This is a genomic window from Mesorhizobium sp. 2RAF45 (assembly GCF_052115225.1).
Classification (GTDB): domain Bacteria; phylum Pseudomonadota; class Alphaproteobacteria; order Rhizobiales; family Rhizobiaceae; genus Mesorhizobium; species Mesorhizobium jarvisii.
Map to the genome: position 1 here is coordinate 83,007 of NZ_JBFRGG010000013.1, position 20,325 is coordinate 103,331.

A 20,325-nucleotide genomic window follows, 5' to 3' on the forward strand; every position below is an offset into this window, starting at 1 on the left:
CGGAACGGAAGCAGGGCGAGATGCCATCATCCTTGATCCGCCGCGGAGTATGGGCGATCGGCGCTGCCGTGATCGTCATCGCTCTGGTGGTCGCTGCCCTGCCGCTGATCGCCTCGACGCGCATCGTGCGCGATCGCATCGCCTGGGAAATGAGCGCCTGGAGCGGCTTCCGGGTCGCCATCGAAGGCTCGCCGCGCATCGAGGTCTGGCCGAAATTCCGGGCGATCCTGACCGATGTCACGCTTTCGAAATGGACGGACGCCGACGCGCCGCCGGTCGTCGAAGCCGAACGCGTCGAAATCGATCTATCGGCGATGGCGGCGTTGCAGGGCGATGTGGTGTTTTCCACGGCGCGGCTGGTGCGGCCGACGATCCGGGTCCAGCGGACCGCGGACGGCCTGTTCCTGCCCACCGCGCCGACCGGTGGGCGTATCGCGCGCTCCATCGACACGGCACGCGGCGTGGTCAGTGCCGATCCTGCCAAGCCCAACCTCGACAAGCTGCCGACAGACGCCTTCGGCACGGTTGAATTCAGGGACGGCCGCATGGTGGCTTCCGTCAACGGCAAGGACGTGGAGATCCTGAGCAGCCTCAGCGGTCAGGCGACCTGGGCGGCGATGAACAGCAATGCGACGCTGTCGGCAACCGGGATCTGGCGCGGCGAAAGCGTCGCCCTCGACGCCGCCTCACAGAAGCCGCTTGTGCTGTTTGCCGGCGGTGTGGCGCCGCTCACCCTGTCTTTCAAGGCAGCTCCCGCCACCTTCTCATTCGACGGCACGGCCAGCATGGCCGACAACGCCTATTTCGACGGCCAGGTGAAGTTCGCGGCCCCCTCGCTGCGCCGCATGCTGGAATGGTCGCAGGCCGGCATCGCGCCGAGTGCCGCGATCGGCTCGGTCAGCATTTCGAGCAAGGTCACGGCGTCAGCCGGACGCGTCAAGTTCGAGAACACCGCGCTGACGCTGGACAACAATCCGGGCATGGGCGCGCTCGACCTGTCGCTTGGCGACGCCCAACCCGTGATCTCGGGCACGCTCGCCTTCGACACGCTCGACCTCAGATCGTTTCTGTCCGCCTTTACCCCGCTCGGACCGGCGAGCGGGACCGGCCCAGGTGACGTGGAGGCAAGTTTCGCCGACCGGGTCAATCTGGATCTGAGGCTGTCGGCGGCGCACGCCACGGCCGGCACGATCCAGCTTGCCGATGTCGCCGCCACCGCCCAGGTCAAGGACGGTCTTTCCGTCTTCGATATCTCCGACGCCTCGGCCTTTGGCGGCAACATCCAGACCAGTCTTCGTTTCGACCGCAAGCCCGAGGGCACACAGGTAGAGATCCGGCTGCTTGCGTCCGATGTCGATGGCGGCGCGTTCGGCACGGCGGCCGGCATGACCCGGCTGGTGCCGGTCGGCACAGGCACCGTTTCTGTCATCCTCAAGGGACCGGGCAGGACCTGGGATTCGATCTTTGAAAACGCCGACGGCTCGGTCTCGGCGACCTTCGGTCCCGGCGCACTCAGCAAGTTCAACCTGCCGGCCTTTCTCAAGCATACCGAACAGGGCGGCTTCTTCGCGCTCGACGACGTCTCGGACGGCACGCTGCCGATCGACGGCGCCGAAGTGAAAGCGACCATTTCGCGCGGCGTGGCGAGGCTGGACAAGGCCGAGGCCAATTCGGCGAAATACAAGATCTGGCTTTCCGGCATCGCCTCCTATGCGGGGCGCGGGCTGGCGCTGTCCGGCGGCGTTATCCAGCCGGACCAGGCGGCGGCGCAGAAGACCGGCCAGCAAGGCCCCAACCAGTCGTCCTTCTTCGTCGGCGGAACCTGGAGCACGCCGTTCATTTCGCCGATAAGCCGTGGCGTTTCGGGCGAATAGAAGCGCGCTTACGTTTCGCTGGGCATCAAACCGGCTTCACCCTCGGGTCAGGCCCGAGGGCATGCTTTTCGGGATCATGCTTCCGTTCAGTTGAGCATGATCTTGCCCGAAAACCGGCTTCCTCGGGTTAGGCCCGAGGGCGTGCTTTTCGGGATCATGCTCAGCCGCGTTGCGCCGCCTGTTCGTCGAGCTGGCGCTGCACCTCACGCCGCTTGTTGGCGATCGAAGCGATGATGACGCCGACCGCGACGACGGCGATCAGGATGGTGCAGGCGGCATTGATCTCCGGCGTCACGCCGAGACGGACCTGGCTGTAGATCTTCATCGGCAGCGTCGTGGCGCCCGGTCCCGAGGTGAAGGAGGCGATGACCAGATCGTCGAGCGACAGCGTGAAGGCCAGCATCCAGCCGGATACGATCGCCGGCAGGATGACCGGCAGCGTGATCTGGAAAAAGGTCTTGGCCGGCGTTGCGCCGAGATCCATCGCCGCCTCCTCCAGCGACCGGTCGAAGGAGACCAGGCGCGACTGCACGACGACCGCCACGAAGCACATCGTCAGCGTGATGTGGGCGAGCGTCACCGTGAAGAAGCCGCGGTCGAGGCCGACGGCAACGAAAAGCAGCAGCAGTGACAGGCCGGTGATGACTTCCGGCATGACGAGCGGTGCGAAGACCATGCCGGAAAACAGCACCCTGCCCCGGAACCGCGTGTAGCGCGTCAGGGTGAGCGCCGCCAGCGTGCCCAGCACGGTCGCCACGGTGGCCGAAATGACGCCGACACGCGCCGTCACCCAGGTGGCGTCCATCAAGCCCTGATTGTGGAACAGCGACACGTACCATTTGGTCGAGAAGCCGCCCCAGACGGTGACGAGCTTGGATTCGTTGAAGGAGAAGACGATGAGCAGCACGATCGGCAGGTACAGGAAGGCAAAGCCAAGCACGATCGAGGTGACGTTGAAGCGGCTCCAGGTCGCGTTCATTTGCCCTGCTCCTGCGCACGCGCCTGTGCCTGCTGGAAAAGCATGATCGGCACGGTGAGCAGCAGAAGCAGGATGACGGCGACGGCCGACGAGACCGGCCAGTCACGGTTGGCGAAGAACTCGTTCCACAGCGTCTTGCCGATCATCAGCGTCTGCGATCCGCCGAGCAGGTCGGGAATGACGAACTCGCCGACGGCCGGGATGAACACCAACAGGCAGCCGGCTATGACGCCCGGCAGCGACAGCGGGAAGGTGATTTTCCAGAAAGCCGCGGTCGGCGGGCAGCCCAGATCCTTGGCCGCCTCGATCAGCGAGTAATCCATCTTTTCCAGTGACGAATAGAGCGGCAGCACCATGAAGGGCAGGTAGGAATAGACGATGCCGATGAAGATCGCCGTATAGGTGTTGAGGATGACCAGCGGCTGGTTGATGATGTGCAGCGACAAGAGCAGCTGATTGAGCAGGCCCTCGGGCTTCAGAATGCCGATCCAGGCATAGACCCGGATCAGGAACGACGTCCAGAACGGCAGGATGACCAGCATCAGCAAGGTCGGGCGGATGGTCGCCGGCGCGCGTGACATGCCATAGGCGATGGGGTAGCCGACGATCAGCGTCAGCACGGTCGAGATCGCGGCAATGATGACGCTCGTCACATAGGCCTTGAAATAGAGCGCGTCCTGCGTCAGCCAGACATAGTTGTCGAAGTTGAGGTCGCGAAACCCGGCGAAGAAGCCGGAGACGCCGTCGCTGAAGTCGAGCACCGGCGTGTAGGGCGGCATGGCGATCGCCGTCTGCGACAATGAAATCTTGAAGACGATGACGAAGGGGATGAGGAAGAAGAACAGCAGCCACAGGTAGGGGACGATGATGACGAGCCGATTGACGAAACCGGCACCCAGCCGCGTCAGGAAAGGCTTGGCAGTCGATGGCGCGGCGGCATCGGCGACAGCGATGTTGGACATATCAGCCCCCTACCGCGCCAGCACGACGCCGGCATCGGGCCGGAATGACACCCAGGCGCGATCGTTCCAGGTCAGCGGATCCTCGGTCACGCGCGCCGCGTTCAAGGCGCTTGCCCGCACGATCTGCCCATCGTCGAGCCTGATGTGGTAGACGGTCATGTCGCCGAGATAGGCAACGTCATAGACCTCGCCTTCCATCGCGTTGACGGCATCGGCCGGCTTCTTCGACGAGACCTTGATCTTCTCCGGCCTGATGGCGAAGACGATATCGGCATTGGGCGCGGCCACGGCACCGCCATTCTCGACGACGATCTGGGCTCCGCTCGCTCCGGTTATGCGGGTGGTATTGGCCGACCGCTCGGCGACCTTGCCCTCGAACATGTTCACATTGCCGACGAAATGGGCGACGAAGCGCGAGGCCGGGGCTTCGTAGACTTCCGCGGGCGTCGCCACCTGCATGACCTCGCCCTTGTCCATGATGGCGATGCGATCTGCCATGGTCATCGCTTCTTCCTGGTCGTGGGTGACGACGACGAAGGTGAGACCAAGCTCCTGCTGCAGGTCCATCAGTTCGAACTGGGTCTCCTCGCGCAGCTTCTTGTCGAGCGCGCCGAGCGGCTCGTCGAGCAGCAGCACCTTCGGCCGCTTGGCCACCGAGCGGGCGAGAGCGACGCGCTGGCGCTGGCCGCCGGAGAGTTGGTGCGGCTTGCGCTTGGCGAACTGCTCGAGCTTGACCAGCTTCAGCATCTCGGCGACGCGCTTTTCGATATCGGGCTTGGGCATGCCTTCCTGCTTGAGGCCGAAGGCGATGTTGTTCTCCACCGTCATATGCGGGAACAGCGCATAGGACTGGAACATCATGTTGACCGGCCGGCGATAGGGCGGGATGCCGCGCAGATCCTGGCCATCGAGCAGGATGCGGCCGGCCGTCGGTTCCTCGAAACCGGCGAGCATCCGCAGCAGCGTCGACTTTCCGCAACCCGAGGCGCCGAGCAGGGCGAAGAACTCGCGCTCGAAGATGGTCAGCGACAGATTGTTGACGGCGGTGAAGTCACCGAACTTCTTGGTGACGTTGTCGAACTGGATGTATGGCTTGGCGTTCGGGTCGTTCCATGGCGCGAAATCCCTGCGGATGCTGCCAAGCGATTTCATATCCCCACTCCGTTCTGTTTCTTGCTTCGTGCCCCAAAAAAACGCGACCCCGGCAGCTGTCCGCCGAGGTCGCTTCAGATGCTTATTGGCCGGTGACGATCTTGGTCCAGGTGCGCGTGATGACGCGCTGGGCCTTGGGATCGTACGGCTGGACCGTATAGAGCTTCTGCACCGTCGCTTCGTCCGGATAGATTGACGGATCGTCCAGGATCGCCTTGTCGACGAACTGCTGCGAAGCCTTGTTGCCATTGGCGTAGAGCACGAAGTTTGAAGACTTGGCGATGACTTCGGGCTTCATCATGTAGTTGATGAATTCATGCGCCTCGGCGACATGCGGCGCATCAGCGGGGATCGCCATCTGGTCGAACCATATCTGGGCGCCTTCCTTCGGCACGGAATAGCCGATCTCGACACCCTGCTTGGCCTCCTGGGCGCGGTTGCGGGCCTGGAAGACGTCCCCAGAGAAGCCGATAGCCAGGCAGATGTCGCCGTTGGCCAAGGCGTTGATATATTCGGACGAGTGGAATTTCCTGATAAAGGGGCGGACCTTCATCAGGGCTTCCTCGGCCTTGGCGATATCGTCGGGCGAGGTGCTGTTCGGGTCGAGGCCGACATATTTCAGCGCCGCCGGAATGATGTCGGCCGGCGAATCCAGCACATAGACGCCGCAATCCTTCAGCTTGGCGAGACTTTCGGGATTGAAGAACACATCCCAGCTGTCGATCTTGTCGGTGCCGAGAGCGGCCTGCACTTTCTTGACGTTATAGCCGATGCCGACGGTGCCCCACATGTAGTTGACCGAGTATTCGTTGCCGGGATCGTACTTGGCGGTGCGTTCCGAAATGACGTCCCACATGTTGGAGATGTTCGGCAGCTTCGACTTGTCGAGCTTCTGGAAGACGCCGGCCTGGATCTGGCGGGCAAGGAAATTGCCGCTGGGCACGACGACGTCGTAGCCGCTACCGCCGGCAAGCAGCTTCGTTTCCAGGATCTCGTTGGAATCGAAGGTGTCGTAGACGACCTTGATGCCGGTCTGCTTGGTGAAGTCCTCGATGACGGAGCTGTCGATGTAATCCGACCAGTTAAAGACGTTGACGACACGGTCCTCGGCATGGCCGGCAGGTGTGAACAATGTCAGAAATACCGAGGTCGCCGAAAGCCAGAGCGCTTTGCGGATCATGCTATTCTCCTTTGGTGAGTGTTCCATCGCCGGCTCGTCGCGACATGTGCGCGACCGGGCATTTGTTTCAGACTTTTTGAGCTTTCCAGGGGACAACAAGCGCCGATTGGCGCGACGGCCGCGGCCGCGCAATCGTCCGAGGCTGGAAGGAATCGCGGTGCCGTCAGAAGCTTTCGCCGCCGCGCGGACAGAAATACAGAAATATGGAGCGGTCTCGATCGGGCCGCCGGGGAGACTTGGCAAGATACGCCTGTCTTGTTGTTGCTGTGGACCCAGCCTGCCCGGGCGGCAGCAACATTGTCAATGGCAAAGCTTCAGCGGCCCGCATCAATTCGGCGACGGCACTCCGGTGACCCCTGCCCGCCGCGGCCGTGCCTGGCGCTTGAATTCGAGCCCGATATGGACGAGCAGCGCCGTGACCACCACGGCGCCGCCGATGATGGTGCGGCCGGACGGCACCTCGGAATGGATGAGCCAGACCCATATCGGCCCAAGGATCGGCTCGAAGGTGCCGAGCAGTGCCGCGACGGCGGCCGGGATCAGCCGCGCGCCAGTTGCGAAGAAGGCGAGACCGATGCCGAGATTGACCACGCCGAAAGCGAAGAGAAAACCCATGTCGCCCGCTGAAACCGTGAAGGTCGACGCCTGCGAGGCGGCAAAGCCCGCGGCCAGGAACGTGCCGAGACAGGTCGCCGGCGTCATCCGCACACTGGCGAACCGCCTTGTGATGACGGTCGCGATCGAGAACATGAACGCGATCAGCAGCGCCAGCCCGTCGCCTATGGGCGAGACGGCGCCATTGAGTGATTCCGACACCATGATGGCAACGCCGGCAATGACGGCGGCAATCGCCACCCAAGTCACGGCACTGACCCGTTCGCGAAACAAGGCCCAGGCCAACAGCGCCGCCAGAAGCGGCACACCGGCTTGCATCAAAAGGATATTGGCGACGGTGGTGTAGGCGAGCGCCACGACGAAGGCGGTCGATGCGATGGCGAAACAGAAGCCGACGGCAAGGCCAGGCAGGCCCATGTCACGAAACGATTTCAGCATGCCGCGCCAGCCGTCACGCCAGGTCATGAACAGGAGCAGGAAGGCGGCGGCCCAGACGGAGCGCCAGAAAATAACCGTCCAGCTGTCGCCAACGGTGATGAAGCGGGCGATGGTGCCGCCGAAACTCCACATCAGCGCCGACAGGAAGACCAGAAGCATGCCGACACGTTCCTCGCGCGGCGAGGAGGTCGATGCAACAAGGCCCGGCGATGATGCTGCGTCTGTCATGGGCGCGATTGTCGAGCTTTTGTGGACGGGACGATGCGCAAGGGACGACAAAAAACTGCTCTGTTCGCGTAACGCAAAGACTAAGGCCGCGGGTGATCCAGACACCGGCGACGATTGTGGCACCTTTGTTCTCGCATTACTGGAAGTCGAAAGCGCTCAGGCCCGTCACCATCTCGTCGAGGCCAAGCGGACGCGTCACCGGCGGTTCGGCCCGCGCTAGGCAGCCGACGCGCTCGCAAAGCCGGCAGGCGGGTCCGACCGGCGTCGCCGCGACGGCGCCTTGTCCAGCCCTTGCACCGACCACGGCGCCGGGCAGCGCCGCGCCATAGACGATGTCGTCGCGAAAGCCGATGTCGCAACCAAGCAGCAGCGCCGTGCGGCGCGGGCGCTCGGCGAACGCGCCCTGCGGCCCTTCCAGCGTGCGGGCGATGCACAGGAACTCGGCGCCGTCAGGCATTTCCACCGCTTCGACGAAAACCTGACCCGGCTGGGTGAAGGCGGCATGCACGGGCAGCTTGGGGCAACCGCCGCCAAAGCGGCTGTGCGGAAAGCCCTGGCTGCCGGCCCTGCGAAAGCGGTTCCCCGCATTGTCGACCTCCAGCATGAAGAACGGCACGCCCGGTGCGCCCTGCCGCTGCAGCATGGTCAGCCGGTTCGCGGCCTGCTCGAAAGAGACGCCGAAGCGCGAGCGCAGGACATCGATGTCGTAGCGGGCACGGATGGCGGCGGCATGAAAGGCCTGGTAGGGCATCATCAGCGCATGCGCGGCATAGCGGCCGAGCTCGAAACGGGCGAGGCGGCGGGCTTCGTCGGTGGTCAGCTTGAGCGCCTGGATCTCGCCGGCGACCGCGACCGTCATGCGGATCAGGCAGGCCTCCATCGCCACTTCGCGTAGCTGGTCGAACGGCGACAGCCTCTCGGACAGGAACAGGCGCTGCGAATGGCGGTCGTAGCGACGGCGCCAGTTCGGCATGGTGGCGACCGGCAGCACTTTGACCACGATGCCGTATTCGCGCTTCAGCCATGCCTTCAACGCACCGAACAGATCGTCGCCGGGATCGAGCACCGCGGTGAACGCCTCGGCCTCTTCCTCAAGTGCCGTAAAATGGTTCGGCCGCCGCTCGAAGGTCTCATGCACCTCGTCGATTGGCAGGCGAGCACCGGATAGCGCGGTCGCCCGCCCTTCGCGCGCCAGGAGTTCATTGAGGTCTGACAGTCGCTCGGCCTGCTCGCGATAGGCGCGAAACAGTTTTATCACCGCCGCGGACGCATTGGGCGCTGCCTCGGCAAGTTCGATCAACTCCTGGTCTCCCGGCAATTCGCCAACCAGCAGCGGATCGGTGAACACTTCCTTCAAGGCCGCGACCGACCCCCTCGCCTCGCCCTGCAGCTCATGCGGGTCGACCTTGTAGACTGAGGCCAGTTTCAGGATCAGCTGCACCGTCAGCGGCCGCTGGTTGCGCTCGATCAGATTGAGGTAGGACGGCGAGATGCCGAGCCCTTCGGCCATCGCCGTCTGGGTCAGGCCCTTGGCGTTGCGAATGCGGCGGATGCGCGGCCCGGCGAAAATCTTCTGCTCAGCCATCGACTGCTCTTGACAGGAATTTACACGACACTCGCGGTATCCCATTACCAGTGAGTTTTACAACTATGACAAATTTACAGCAAGTCTCTGTCAAACACAACACAGGTTTTCCCTAATCTTCGGCCGTATCGCCTGATTTTTCTGGCCGATTTTGCGCCGCAATGTAAATTCAGTCACATCCCGATGCGCCAAAAGATTGGCGCGCGGACAAAATCCAGCAATCCTTCGGAGTGACTCATGACCGATTTTTACAATCTCGTTCCCTCGGCGCCGGAAGGCCGCTTCGACGGCATCGAACGTCCCTATTCGCCGCAGGATGTGAAGCGGCTGCGCGGCTCGGTGCAGATCCGTCAGAGTCTCGCCGAAATGGGTGCCAACCGGCTGTGGAAGCTCATCCACGAGGAGGATTTCGTCAACGCGCTCGGCGCCATGTCCGGCAATCAGGCTATGCAGCAGGTGCGCGCCGGACTGAAGGCGATCTATTTGTCGGGCTGGCAGGTCGCCGCCGACGCCAACACCGCCTCGGCGATGTACCCCGACCAGTCGCTTTATCCGGCCAATGCCGCGCCGGAGCTAGTCAAGCGCATCAACCGGACGCTGCAGCGCGCCGACCAGATCGAGACCTCCGAGGGCAACGGGCTTTCGGTCGAGACCTGGTTCGCGCCGATTGTCGCCGACGCCGAAGCCGGCTTCGGCGGGCCGCTCAACGCCTTCGAGATCATGAAGGCGTTCATCGAAGCGGGCGCCGCCGGCGTTCACTACGAGGACCAGTTGGCGTCGGAAAAGAAGTGCGGCCATCTCGGCGGCAAGGTGCTGATCCCGACCGCCGCGCATATCCGCAACCTCAACGCCGCGCGCCTGGCAGCGGATGTGATGGGCACGCCGACCCTGGTCGTGGCACGCACCGACGCCGAAGCCGCGAAGCTTCTGACATCCGACATCGACGAGCGCGACCAGCCCTTCGTCGACTACGATGCCGGACGCACGGTGGAAGGCTTCTACCAGGTCAGGAACGGCATCGAGCCCTGCATCGCGCGGGCCATCGCCTACGCCCCCCACGCGGACCTGATCTGGTGCGAGACCTCGAAGCCGGACCTCGCACAGGCCAAAAAATTCGCCGAGGGCGTGCGCAAGCACCATCCGGGCAAGCTGCTCGCCTACAATTGCTCGCCCTCCTTCAACTGGAAGAAGAATCTTGACGACGCGACGATCGCCAAGTTCCAGAGGGAACTCGGCGCCATGGGCTACAAGTTCCAGTTCATCACGCTCGCCGGCTTCCACCAGCTCAACTACGGCATGTTCGAACTGGCGCGTGGTTACAAGGAACGGCAGATGGCGGCCTATTCCGAATTGCAGGAGGCCGAATTCGCGGCGGAAGCCAATGGCTACACCGCGACCAAGCACCAGCGCGAGGTCGGCACCGGCTATTTCGACGCCGTGTCGATGGCAATCACCGGCGGCAAGTCGTCGACCACCGCCATGCATGAATCGACCGAGCACGCACAGTTCAGGCCGGCCGCCGAATAGCGGATCAGAAACACCGAGGAAACGCCCAACAGGGCTTCACACACAGGAGAAGACCAATGGCATCGATAAGCCGCGTCAAGGAACGGGCAGAAGAACAATCGACCACGATGAGCGTCGACCAGCAGGCGACGATCCGCATGCTGGCCAACGATCTGCACAGGCTCAACCAGTCGGTGATGAAGGCGGTCGAGGCCGGCGTCTCGGTGGAGCTGGTGCGCTCGGCGAGGCACCATGGCGGCGACGGCAATTGGGGCGACCTTCTGATCCCGGTGATCGTCACACAACAGAGCCATGGCTGACCGGAAATCGTTGCAACCGGCCCTTCACCTGCGCAGCGTATGCGCAGGTGAATTTTATTTTTACGCAACCAATCCGTGGACAGGGCAGTACAGTACTGTTGCTTGACTCCACTATCGCAGGAGCGTTTTCGGAAGGCTTTTATTTCAACTTGACATGGGCTGCTATCTCACGCCAATTGTCGCCCAGATTCAACTCTGCATTGAAATAGGGGCGAGCTTCTTGGCCGACTTGGGTGCCCAGTGAGAAACGAGGGCGAGACCGCAAAACATCCGAATCTGGTGACCCAGGATTCAAGCACCGAGACGATACGCAGTCCCTCGCAAGTGCTTGTTGTCGGGAAATCGCCGATCAATCGCGTGGTGGTGTCGAAGATCGTCGAGCGATCCGGGCTCAAGCCAATCTCGGAATCGCCCGACATGGCGGCGAAGACCTTGCGGACACTCGTGCCAGGCGTGATCGTGCTGGATGGCGGCGCGGACAACAAGGACTGCGACATCCTGATGTCCGGCATCGAAACATTGCGACGGGCTTCGGGAAAATCGTTTCCTCCCGTGATCCTGCTTTCGACCAAGACCGGTACGCCGGAGAGCCTGGGCCTGTCGAACGTGATTGACGTCGTCGTCGCCAAGCCGATCACGCCCGAGCGGCTGCAACCGGTGATCGATCGCCTGATAAGCCGCTAAGCGCGTCACCTGGCGCGCTTCGGGTCGTTGTTCCATGCATATCGTTCTCCCCAAACCGAGGTTACTTTTGGGCGACGTGCAGAGCGCGATCAACTCCCTCTGGCGATGGTTTGGACCAGTTCGGGCAATTGCCCGAGGTTGGATATCTGGCGAAACCGCGGCTCGGCGAGCGGCGCCTCGACATGCTCGAGCACCCAGGTGAGTTCGTGCGGCACATGAACGCCCCAACCGCCGGCCTCGATGGCCGGCACCACGTCCGACTTCAGCGAATTGCCGACCATCATGCTCTTTGCGGGGCCGTCACCGTGGCGACTGAAAAGGCGGGAATAGGTCGCGGCATTCTTGTCGCTGACGATCTCGACCGCGTCGAACAGGTCGCCGAGGCCGGACCCGGCCAGCTTGCGCTCCTGGTCGAAGAGGTCGCCCTTGGTGATCAGCACGAGGCGGTAGGCGCCGGCAAGTTTCTCCACTGTGTCGCGCACATGCGGCAAGACCTCGATCGGGTGGCTCAGCATCTCGCGGCCAGCCTCGAGGATCTCCGCTATGACCGAAGCCGGTACACGCCCGTCGGTGACCTCGATCGCCGTTTCGATCATCGACAGGGTGAACCCCTTGATGCCGAAGCCATAGACGGCAAGGTTGCGCCGCTCGGCCTCGAGCAATCGCGCCGAAATCTGTTTCTCCTCGCCATGATCGGCAAGCATGGTGGCGAAACGCTTCTCCGTCATGCGGAAGAACTGTTCGTTCTGCCAAAGCGTGTCGTCGGCGTCGAAGCCAATGGTCGTCAGTTCGTTGTTGTTTCGCATCGATGCCTTCCGGGTTGGGAGCCGTACGAACCTAGGCCGACCGACGTGATTTTCAACCGGAACGAGGACTGCCGGCGGCACCTCCCCTTCCCTTACACAGTGGGGCACGGCTATACTCGCAAATCCGCAACCCAATCTGGTGAATGATGCCGCCTGCAAAAAAGGAAGTCCGTCCGTCGAGCCGCGGAGGACGAGCGCGTACGCCTGCCTTCGTGAAAAACCTGCGTGGTGTGAAGAACTGGAAGGAAGTCAGCGACTGGCTGGAATGGCGCGGCATCGAGGACATCGAATGCATCACCCCTGATCAGGCGGGCGTGGCGCGCGGCAAGATGATGCCGTCGAAGAAATTCACCTCCAACACCTCGCTGGCGCTGCCTTCGGCCGTCTTCATGACGACGATTTCCGGCGGCTATCCCGAAGACGGCAACGGCTTCCACTATCCGGAAGACGACGGCGACCTCAAGCTGATGCCGGACCTGTCGACGCTGACAGTCGTGCCCTGGGAAGAAGACCCGACGGCCGCCGTCATCTGCGACCTCGTTCACCAGGACGGCCGCTCGGTCGAATTCACGCCGCGCAATGTGTTGAAGCGCGTGCTTGCCGCCTATGACAAGCTCGGGCTGAGGCCGGTGGTGGCGCCCGAGATCGAGTTCTACCTGGTGCGCAAGAACCCGGACCCGGACTATCCGCTCACCCCGCCCGTCGGTCGCTCGGGCCGTGCAATCGGCGGCGGCGCCGGCTATTCGATCGCCGGCGTCAACGAGTTCGACGAACTGATCGACGACATCTACCACTTCTCCGAAAGCCAGGGCCTGGAGATCGACACGCTCATCCATGAAGAGGGCGCCGGCCAGCTTGAGATCAATCTGCGCCACGGCGACCCGATCGAGCTCGCCGACCAGGTGTTCATGTTCAAGCGCACCATCCGCGAAGCCGCGCTCAAGCACGAGATCTACGCCACCTTCATGGCCAAGCCGATCCAGGGCCAGCCGGGTTCGGCCATGCATATCCACCAGTCGATCATCGACAAGAAGACCGGCAAGAACATTTTTTCGGCCGAGGACGGCTCGGAGACCGAGGCGTTCTTCCATTTCATCGGCGGCATGCAGAAGCACGTGCCGAACGCGCTGGTGATGTTCGCGCCCTATGTCAATTCCTACCGGCGGCTGACGCAGGCGGCCTCGGCTCCGGTCAACAACAAATGGGGCTATGACAACCGCACCACGGCGTTCCGCGTGCCGCGTTCGGATCCGGCGGCGCGGCGTGTCGAAAACCGCATCCCGTCCTCCGATGCCAATCCCTACCTGGCGCTGGCGGCTTCGCTTGCCTGCGGGCTGATCGGCATCACCAGGAAGATCAAGGCCGAGCCGCCGGTGCTGACGACCGCCAATGCGGACGAGATCGACCTGCCGCGCAGTCTGCTCGAAGCCGTCGACCTGTTCGAGGGCGACGAGGAACTCTGCGCGCTGCTGGGCAAATCCTTCGCCGCCACCTATGCGGCGATCAAGCGGGCGGAATTCGAGACCTTCATGGAAGTGATCAGCCCGTGGGAGCGGGAGTATCTTCTGCTGAATGTTTAGGGGAATAGGGGAGTAAGGCAGTAGGGCAGTAGGGCAAGGATGGCGGCCAAGATTGAATCGTACAGAGATTTGATTGTCTGGCAGCAAGCTATGGATCTGGCGGTTTCGATCTACGAAACAGCCAGAGCCTGGCCAAAGGATGAGCGCTACGGGCTGACGGCTCAGGTACGTCGTGCAGCTACCTCCGTTCCCGCCAACATTGCCGAGGGTTATGGGCGAGAAAGCCGAGCTTCATATCAGCAGTTTCTCAGAATTGCACAGGGATCTCTCAAAGAGTTGGAGACCCATCTGCTGATCGCGCAGCGCGTCGGAATCACCTCCCATCAGGCAACCGAACCATTGATGAACCGAAGTGAGAGCGTGGGAACGCTCTTGCGGCCTCTCATCCGCAAATTGTCCCCTGAATAGTTCTACCTACTGCCCTACTGCCCTACTGCCCTACTGCCCTACTGCCCTACTGCCCTACTGCCCAGTGAGCACCATGCCTTACCAATCCCCCATTTCTCCCGGCCGCTCGTGGTATGAGGACACGGCCGGACCTAGACCAGAATATCCGGCACTCGATGGCGACCGGAGTTGCGATGTCGTCATCATCGGCGGCGGCTTTACCGGGCTGTCGGCGGCGGTCCATCTAGCCGAGGCGGGGACCAATGTCGTCTTGATCGAAGCCTATCGCTTCGGTGACGGCGCATCGGGTCGCAATGGCGGCCAGCTCGGCACCGGCCAGCGCGCCTGGGCAGAAGATCTGGAGGCCGAATACGGTCTGTCCCGCGCCAAGGCGCTGTTCGATCTCGCCGAAGAGGCGAAGGCGCATCTCATCGAATTCGCCGCCGCCAACCAGATCGATATCGACTACATGCCGGGTCAGCTCTCGGTGGCGCACAAGCCGCGCTATGTCGACGACTATAAGGCGCATGCCGAGATCATGGCCAGCCGTTTCTCCTATCCGCATATTTCCTTCATGGATAAGACCGAGACGGCGGAGCGGCTGGGTTCGACCGCCTATTTCGGCGGCACCCGCGACACCGGCACGGGCCATATCCATCCGATGAAGCTGGTGATCGGCACGGCGCGGGTGGCGGCGCATGCCGGCGCGCAGTTGTTCGAAGGGACGCCATCGACCGGCATCGTTTCCGCCGGCGGCAAGGTCAGGGTTTCCACGCCGAGAGGTAATGTGACGGCGCAGAAATGCCTGATCGCGGTCAACGCCTATGGCGGCACGCTCGAGCCGGTGAGTGCCGCGCACATCATGCCGATCGGCTCCTTCATCGGTGCGACCGTGCCTTTGGGGGCAGATTCGAAAGTGCTGCCCGGCGGCGAGTCCGTCGACGATTCCCGCTTTGTGGTGCGCTATTTCCGCAAATCGCGGGACGGCCGGTTGCTGTTCGGCGGACGCGAGGTCTACGGCGTCAACGACCCGAAGGACATCCACATCCATATCCGCCGCCAGATCGTGGAGCTCTATCCGGCGCTGAAAGACATCGAGATCACCCATGGCTGGGGCGGCTATGTCGGCATCACCGTGCCGAGGAAACCATTCGTGCGCGAAGTGATGCCCAATGTGATCTCGGCCGGGGGCTATTCCGGCCACGGTGTCATGCTGTCGAACTTCTTCGGCAAGCTCTATGCCGAAACCGTTGCCGGCAATCGCGACCGGCTGAAACTGATCGAGGATTTGAAAATTCCGCCATTTCCCGGCGGCCGCCGTTTCCGCACACCGTTGCTTTTCCTGGCGCTCAACTGGTTCGCGCTACGCGACCGGATCTAGGGGCATATTGGCCAGAAATGCCCCCCGCTTAGGGGAAACTATATAGGCCTGAAGTGAGTCGCATGGACCCGTTTCGACGCGACGCGCCTCGTGCTGGATCCAATCGCCATCACGATCTGATGTAATATTGTAATATTCATTGCCCTTGCGACACATTGCGGAAATGGCGGCAAAGGCGCAGAATCGCTTATAATGGCGTACTGATGCCACAATCGGGGGCGAAAGGTTCGCGCTTCTGGGCGACTATTCGGGGATTGCTGCGGGCTTGCCCGTGTTGATTTTTGGGACCGATGCCGATTAGACGCCGGACTTCCGGCAACGATCGAAAGAACATCGGCCCGCGTATGGAGGTGGCGAGAGTGAGAGAGCCCTTCAGTTTCGGTGTCCCGGAACGTCGGCGCTTTGCCATGCAGTTTGGATACGACATGCGGCCGTCCTTCTGGCAGGGAGTCCGTTCGAACTCGCATCTGGTGATTGCCGCGGTCGGCACCGCCGCACTGCTCGGCGTGGCCGCGGTGGCGCTCTGGCTGGCATTGCCGACGAGCGAGCGGCAAGCAGCCGCCAGCCAGGAACAGAGCATTCCGACCATTCCGGTGAAAACGACGAAGATCGTCCCGGCCGGAACCACGGTGGCCGCGGCGACCGTGCCACAGCCCGCCCGCAAGTCCGACCAGGTCTCACCGACGATGGCGACGGCGAAAGCAACCATACAAACGCTAGCGGCCAATGATCCCCGCTGGACTGGAGCGCAGCCGAAGGCCGCTTCGGCGGCACCCGATCAGGCGGCTGCCCCCAGCCAGGCGGCCAATCAGGCCAAGCCGACGCCAGACAAGCCGGCCGTCGCGGCGGCATTCGCGCCATCGGCGACCGATACCGATGCCGCCAGCGAACTTGCCAAGGTTGCCGCGCCGGCACCAGCGGCAAGCAGCAATCCGGATGGAGCCAAGACCGCCGCGATCCCTGAAGTGCAGCCACAAGCGCCCGAACAGCAGCCGACGGCGAGTGATGATGGCAGCAAGGCCAAGGCCAAGCCACGCAAGGTGGCGGCGGCCGGCAACGGGCGCATCCTGAGACCGGTGACCATGCGCAGCGGCCCGAAGAAGAACGCAGCCGCCATCGGCACTGTGCCGGCAAGAACCTCGGTGCAGGTGATGAACTGCAAGCAATGGTGCCAGATCGTCTACAACGGCAAGACCGGCTGGGTCTACAAGAGCTACATCAAGACCGGCGGCTGATGTACCGGCGCATTTGCGGCTGAGGCCGGACTCGCCACCGCACGATTTGCGCCCTGCCGGTACAAGTCAAACTTGAAGTCACAGGCTCGGTCGAACCGACCTGCGCCACAATGACGATGCGCTTCAGATGCAGCGGCCGCCATCGACCTCCAGCGCCACGCCGGTGATGAAGGCAGCTTCGTCCGACGCCAGCCAGAGTGCGGCATTGGCGATGTCGAGCGGCGTCGAAAGCCGGCCGAGCGGGATCGAGGCGCGGAAAGTCTCGCGAATCTGCGGCGTATCGGCGCCCATGAATTTCTCCAGCATGCCGGTTTCGCCGGCGACCGGGCATAGGCAATTGACGCGAATGTTCTTCGGCGCGAGTTCCACCGCCATCGACTTGGTGGCGGTGATCGCCCAACCTTTCGAGGCATTGTACCAGGTGAGGCCGGGTCGAGGCCTGAGGCCAGCGGTGGAGGCCGTGGTCAGGATAACGCCGCCACCTTGCCGCTCCATGATCGGCACCACGGCAAGGGCCGCGTGATAGATAGCCTTCATATTGACAGCGGTGATCAGGTCGAAGGTTTCCTCGTCGACCTTCAGCATGTCGCCGTTGCGGTGGGTGTAACCGGCATTGTTGACCATGATGTCGATGCGGCCGAAGGCGCTTTTGGCGGAATAGACCATCTCGTCGAATTCGGAGCGCAGCGAGACATCGGTCTGCGTCCAGATCGCCGCCTCGCCGATCTCACCGGCGACGCGCTCCGCACCCTTGGCGTTGAGGTCGGCCACAACGACCCTGGCGCCTTCCTGCGCGAAGCGCTTGGCCATGCCTTCGCCGAAGCCTGATGCCGCGCCGGTGATGATGGCGACCTTGTTTTCCAGACGCATGCTTTTCCCGCTCATCGATGTCTTCCTGGAACCAATAGAGCGGCTGACCGGCGCGGCCGATGCCGCGACAGACAAGGCGCTATTTCTCCCTTAGCTTTCGTCACATTCACGTTCTATGCTGCAACTGCGAAAGCTTCCGGAGTCTTCGTTCACCGACAAGCCTCCGGCAAGCGCCAGTGTCAAGCGCACATGTGGATCCAATCAATATCCAGCGATTGGTCCTCGATGTGACACCATGGCACTGGAAAATTTAAATCGATTAGAATATATCAGCCGCGTACTCGCGACCGGCGTCAAAGCGGACAGACCATGACCAGCCAAATCATTCCCGTCGACCCTTTCGACTTCATCATTTTCGGCGGCACCGGCGACCTGTCGGAACGCAAGCTTCTGCCGTCGCTCTATTATCGCCAGCGCGACCACCAATTCTCCGAGCCGACACGCATCATCGGCACATCGCGCTCGAAAATGAGCGACGAGGAATTCCGGGCCTTCGCCAGCCAGGCGATCTCCGACCACGTCAAGCCGGCCGATATCGACGCCAAGGAGTTGAAGACCTTTCTGGCGCGGCTTTCCTATGTCTCGGCCGATGCGACGAGCGGCGCCGGCTTCGACAAGCTTAAGAAAGCGATCGGCGAGAGCGAGAGCATCCGCGCCTTCTATCTGGCGGTAGCGCCGGCGCTGTTCGGCGATATCTCGCACAAGCTCAAAGAGCACAAGCTGATCACGCCGAACTCGCGCATCGTGCTGGAGAAGCCGATCGGCCGCGACCTTGCCTCGGCGCAGGCGCTCAACGATCTGGTCGGCGATGACTTCCACGAAAGCCAGATCTTCCGCATCGACCATTATCTCGGCAAGGAGACGGTGCAGAACCTGATGGCGCTGCGCTTTGCCAACGCGCTTTACGAGCCGCTGTGGAATTCCGCGCATATCGACCACGTACAGATCACCGTGGCCGAGACCGTCGGCCTGGAAGACCGCGTCACCTACTACGACAAGGCCGGCGCGCTGCGCGACATGGTGCAGAACCACATGCTGCAGCTGCTCTGCCTCGTCGCCATGGAGGCGCCGTCGTCGATGGACGCCGACGCCGTGCGCGACGAGAAGCTCAAGGTGCTGCGGGCGCTGAAGCGCATCAACGGCAACGAGGCGCCGAAGCACACGGTGCGCGGCCAGTATCGCGCCGGTGCATCGGCCGGCGGGCCGGTAAAGGGCTATGTCGAGGAGCTCGGCAAGGACAGCAACACCGAAACCTTCGTGGCCATCAAGGCCGAGATCGGCACCTGGCGCTGGGCTGGCGTTCCGTTCTACCTCAGGACCGGCAAGCGGCTGGCGACCCGGGTTTCGGAAATCGTTATCGAGTTCAAGCCGATCCCGCATTCGATCTTCGGCGACAGCGCCGGGCCGATCTTCGCCAACCAACTGGTCATCCGGCTGCAGCCCGACGAGGGCGTCAAGCAGTTCATCATGATCAAGGATCCAGGCCCAGGCGGCATGCGGCTGCGCCAGATCTCGCTCGACATGAGCTTCGCGCAGTCCTTCGACGGCCGCGCGCCCGATGCCTATGAACGGCTGATCATGGACGTCATCCGCGGCAACCAGACGCTGTTCATGCGCCGCGACGAGGTCGAGGCGGCGTGGAAATGGATCGACCCGATCCAGAATGCCTGGGAAGGCGCCAAGCAGGAGGCGCAGGGCTATACGGCAGGCACATGGGGGCCGTCGGCCTCGATAGCGCTGATCGAACGTGACGGGCGGACATGGCACGAGAGCAATTGAACGGCGCCAGCTACAACTGGAACGCTTTCCCCGACCGTCCGCAACTGGCAGCGGCGCTGGCCGGCCGCGTGGCCGACCGGCTAACCAAGGCGATCGCCGTGCGCGGCACGGCCGTGCTGGCCGTCTCCGGCGGCACGACGCCGGCAAAATTCTTCGCCGCCCTCTCGGCGATGCCGATCGCCTGGGACAAGGTGATCGTGACGCTGGTCGACGAGCGTTTCGTGCCCGCCTCCTCGCCGCGCTCCAATGCCGGGCTGGTGGCCGCCAATCTCTTGCAGAACGCGGCCAAGGCGGCGCGCTTCGTGCCCCTCTACCATGAGGCATCGGGCATCGAGGATGCAGCGGCATCCGACGATGCGGCGCTGCGCTCCCTGCCCTGGCCGCTCGATGTCGTGGTGCTCGGCATGGGGCCGGACGGCCACACCGCCTCGTTCTTTCCCGATGCCGACGATCTGGCCAAGCTGCTCGACCCGGCCTCGGACCGGATCATCCTGCCGGTCCACGCGGCCAGTGCGGGCGAGCCGCGGCTCACCTTGACGCTGGCGCGCATCATCGATGCCGGCTTCATCGCGCTGCACATAGAGGGCGAGGACAAGCGCGCCGCCTTCGACGGCGCGGTCGCGCCCGGGCCGCGAAAGCCGATCCGCGCCGTGCTCGACGCCGCGCCCAGGCCCGTAGAGGTTTTCTGGGCGCCTTGATTTCTTATATTTAGTGGTCCCGGCAACGGCGGGAGGATGTTTCCGGGACCTCGCCTGAAAGGACCG

Annotated in this window: 18 protein-coding genes; 10 read left to right on the forward strand and 8 right to left on the reverse strand. The window is 62.9% G+C overall.

Going from position 1 to position 20,325, the window contains the following annotated elements:
* Positions 1-20: 20 nt before the first annotated feature.
* Positions 21-1,874, forward strand: coding sequence for an AsmA family protein (locus AB4Z43_RS26485; RefSeq protein ID WP_441939567.1), 1,854 nt, complete (start codon positions 21-23; stop codon positions 1,872-1,874).
* Positions 1,875-2,034: 160 nt separating this feature from the next.
* Here AB4Z43_RS26485 and AB4Z43_RS26490 read toward each other — a convergent pair whose 3' ends face one another.
* From AB4Z43_RS26490 to AB4Z43_RS26515, 6 genes are all read right to left on the reverse strand, one after another.
* On the reverse strand, positions 2,035-2,853 hold the full coding sequence (locus tag AB4Z43_RS26490) for an ABC transporter permease (protein WP_019860323.1): 819 nt from the start codon (positions 2,851-2,853) through the stop codon (positions 2,035-2,037).
* Entirely contained in the window at positions 2,850-3,815 is a 966-nt protein-coding gene (locus AB4Z43_RS26495; RefSeq protein ID WP_019860324.1) for an ABC transporter permease subunit, read from the reverse strand. Before AB4Z43_RS26495 ends, AB4Z43_RS26490 begins: the two co-directional genes overlap by 4 nt.
* Positions 3,816-3,824: 9 nt before the next feature.
* Positions 3,825-4,967: an ABC transporter ATP-binding protein gene (locus AB4Z43_RS26500; RefSeq protein WP_019860325.1), complete on the reverse strand. Its 1,143-nt coding sequence runs from the start codon at positions 4,965-4,967 to the stop codon at positions 3,825-3,827.
* A gap of 82 nt (positions 4,968-5,049) precedes the next feature.
* On the reverse strand, positions 5,050-6,147 hold the full coding sequence (locus AB4Z43_RS26505; protein WP_019860326.1) for a polyamine ABC transporter substrate-binding protein: 1,098 nt from the start codon (positions 6,145-6,147) through the stop codon (positions 5,050-5,052).
* Between the two features lie 327 nt (positions 6,148-6,474).
* The gene (locus AB4Z43_RS26510; protein ID WP_019860327.1) at positions 6,475-7,428 is read right to left on the reverse strand and encodes a DMT family transporter; all 954 of its coding nucleotides are present in this window, start codon (positions 7,426-7,428) and stop codon (positions 6,475-6,477) included.
* Positions 7,429-7,564: 136 nt separating this feature from the next.
* Entirely contained in the window at positions 7,565-9,013 is a 1,449-nt protein-coding gene (locus AB4Z43_RS26515; protein ID WP_027047235.1) for a helix-turn-helix domain-containing protein, read from the reverse strand.
* A gap of 237 nt (positions 9,014-9,250) precedes the next feature.
* Here AB4Z43_RS26515 and aceA point away from each other — a divergent pair, with 237 nt between their 5' ends.
* The 3 genes from aceA to AB4Z43_RS26530 all read left to right on the forward strand — a co-directional run bounded on the left by aceA (position 9,251) and on the right by AB4Z43_RS26530 (position 11,523).
* Positions 9,251-10,540 (forward strand): isocitrate lyase, encoded by a 1,290-nt coding sequence (gene aceA, locus AB4Z43_RS26520; RefSeq protein ID WP_441939571.1) that lies wholly within the window; start codon positions 9,251-9,253, stop codon positions 10,538-10,540.
* A gap of 56 nt (positions 10,541-10,596) precedes the next feature.
* Entirely contained in the window at positions 10,597-10,839 is a 243-nt protein-coding gene (locus AB4Z43_RS26525; protein ID WP_006202762.1) for an SMc00767 family acetate metabolism repressor, read from the forward strand.
* Positions 10,840-11,079: 240 nt separating this feature from the next.
* Complete coding sequence (locus AB4Z43_RS26530; protein WP_038644637.1) at positions 11,080-11,523, forward strand: response regulator; 444 nt, start codon at positions 11,080-11,082, stop codon at positions 11,521-11,523.
* A gap of 89 nt (positions 11,524-11,612) precedes the next feature.
* Here the strand turns inward: AB4Z43_RS26530 and AB4Z43_RS26535 are convergent, their stop codons facing one another.
* Positions 11,613-12,329, reverse strand: a complete 717-nt coding sequence (locus AB4Z43_RS26535; RefSeq protein WP_038644635.1) for an HAD family hydrolase — start codon at positions 12,327-12,329, stop codon at positions 11,613-11,615.
* Between the two features lie 143 nt (positions 12,330-12,472).
* Between AB4Z43_RS26535 and AB4Z43_RS26540 the strand changes: the two genes are divergently transcribed.
* The 4 genes from AB4Z43_RS26540 to AB4Z43_RS26555 all read left to right on the forward strand — a co-directional run bounded on the left by AB4Z43_RS26540 (position 12,473) and on the right by AB4Z43_RS26555 (position 16,912).
* A complete protein-coding gene (locus AB4Z43_RS26540) occupies positions 12,473-13,909 on the forward strand; it encodes a glutamine synthetase family protein (protein WP_019860333.1) in 1,437 nt (478 codons plus the stop codon).
* A gap of 39 nt (positions 13,910-13,948) precedes the next feature.
* Positions 13,949-14,317 (forward strand): four helix bundle protein, encoded by a 369-nt coding sequence (locus tag AB4Z43_RS26545; RefSeq protein WP_441939576.1) that lies wholly within the window; start codon positions 13,949-13,951, stop codon positions 14,315-14,317.
* Positions 14,318-14,390: 73 nt separating this feature from the next.
* Positions 14,391-15,677, forward strand: a complete 1,287-nt coding sequence (locus tag AB4Z43_RS26550; protein WP_441939578.1) for an NAD(P)/FAD-dependent oxidoreductase — start codon at positions 14,391-14,393, stop codon at positions 15,675-15,677.
* Between the two features lie 359 nt (positions 15,678-16,036).
* Positions 16,037-16,912, forward strand: coding sequence for an SH3 domain-containing protein (locus AB4Z43_RS26555; protein ID WP_027047236.1), 876 nt, complete (start codon positions 16,037-16,039; stop codon positions 16,910-16,912).
* 123 nt (positions 16,913-17,035) lie between these two features.
* Here the strand turns inward: AB4Z43_RS26555 and AB4Z43_RS26560 are convergent, their stop codons facing one another.
* On the reverse strand, positions 17,036-17,782 hold the full coding sequence (locus tag AB4Z43_RS26560) for an SDR family oxidoreductase (protein WP_441939666.1): 747 nt from the start codon (positions 17,780-17,782) through the stop codon (positions 17,036-17,038).
* A 309-nt stretch (positions 17,783-18,091) separates the two neighbouring features.
* Here AB4Z43_RS26560 and zwf point away from each other — a divergent pair, with 309 nt between their 5' ends.
* Complete coding sequence (zwf, locus tag AB4Z43_RS26565; protein ID WP_019860336.1) at positions 18,092-19,561, forward strand: glucose-6-phosphate dehydrogenase; 1,470 nt, start codon at positions 18,092-18,094, stop codon at positions 19,559-19,561.
* Positions 19,543-20,259, forward strand: a complete 717-nt coding sequence (pgl, locus tag AB4Z43_RS26570) for a 6-phosphogluconolactonase (protein ID WP_019860337.1) — start codon at positions 19,543-19,545, stop codon at positions 20,257-20,259. The genes zwf and pgl overlap by 19 nt, the downstream gene beginning before the upstream one ends.
* The last annotated feature ends 66 nt before the right edge of the window (positions 20,260-20,325 follow it).

Coding starts and splice junctions, on each gene's coding strand:
- AB4Z43_RS26545 (WP_441939576.1), top strand. CDS start 13,949: ATGGCGGCCAAGATTGAATCGTACAGAGATTTGATTGTCTGGCAGCAA.
- AB4Z43_RS26485 (WP_441939567.1), top strand. CDS start 21: ATGCCATCATCCTTGATCCGCCGCGGAGTATGGGCGATCGGCGCTGCC.
- zwf (WP_019860336.1), top strand. CDS start 18,092: ATGACCAGCCAAATCATTCCCGTCGACCCTTTCGACTTCATCATTTTC.
- AB4Z43_RS26510 (WP_019860327.1), bottom strand. CDS start 7,428: ATGACAGACGCAGCATCATCGCCGGGCCTTGTTGCATCGACCTCCTCG.
- AB4Z43_RS26550 (WP_441939578.1), top strand. CDS start 14,391: ATGCCTTACCAATCCCCCATTTCTCCCGGCCGCTCGTGGTATGAGGAC.
- aceA (WP_441939571.1), top strand. CDS start 9,251: ATGACCGATTTTTACAATCTCGTTCCCTCGGCGCCGGAAGGCCGCTTC.
- AB4Z43_RS26505 (WP_019860326.1), bottom strand. CDS start 6,147: ATGATCCGCAAAGCGCTCTGGCTTTCGGCGACCTCGGTATTTCTGACA.
- AB4Z43_RS26500 (WP_019860325.1), bottom strand. CDS start 4,967: ATGAAATCGCTTGGCAGCATCCGCAGGGATTTCGCGCCATGGAACGAC.
- AB4Z43_RS26525 (WP_006202762.1), top strand. CDS start 10,597: ATGGCATCGATAAGCCGCGTCAAGGAACGGGCAGAAGAACAATCGACC.
- AB4Z43_RS26540 (WP_019860333.1), top strand. CDS start 12,473: ATGATGCCGCCTGCAAAAAAGGAAGTCCGTCCGTCGAGCCGCGGAGGA.
- AB4Z43_RS26535 (WP_038644635.1), bottom strand. CDS start 12,329: ATGCGAAACAACAACGAACTGACGACCATTGGCTTCGACGCCGACGAC.
- AB4Z43_RS26515 (WP_027047235.1), bottom strand. CDS start 9,013: ATGGCTGAGCAGAAGATTTTCGCCGGGCCGCGCATCCGCCGCATTCGC.
- pgl (WP_019860337.1), top strand. CDS start 19,543: ATGGCACGAGAGCAATTGAACGGCGCCAGCTACAACTGGAACGCTTTC.
- AB4Z43_RS26495 (WP_019860324.1), bottom strand. CDS start 3,815: ATGTCCAACATCGCTGTCGCCGATGCCGCCGCGCCATCGACTGCCAAG.
- AB4Z43_RS26490 (WP_019860323.1), bottom strand. CDS start 2,853: ATGAACGCGACCTGGAGCCGCTTCAACGTCACCTCGATCGTGCTTGGC.
- AB4Z43_RS26560 (WP_441939666.1), bottom strand. CDS start 17,782: ATGCGTCTGGAAAACAAGGTCGCCATCATCACCGGCGCGGCATCAGGC.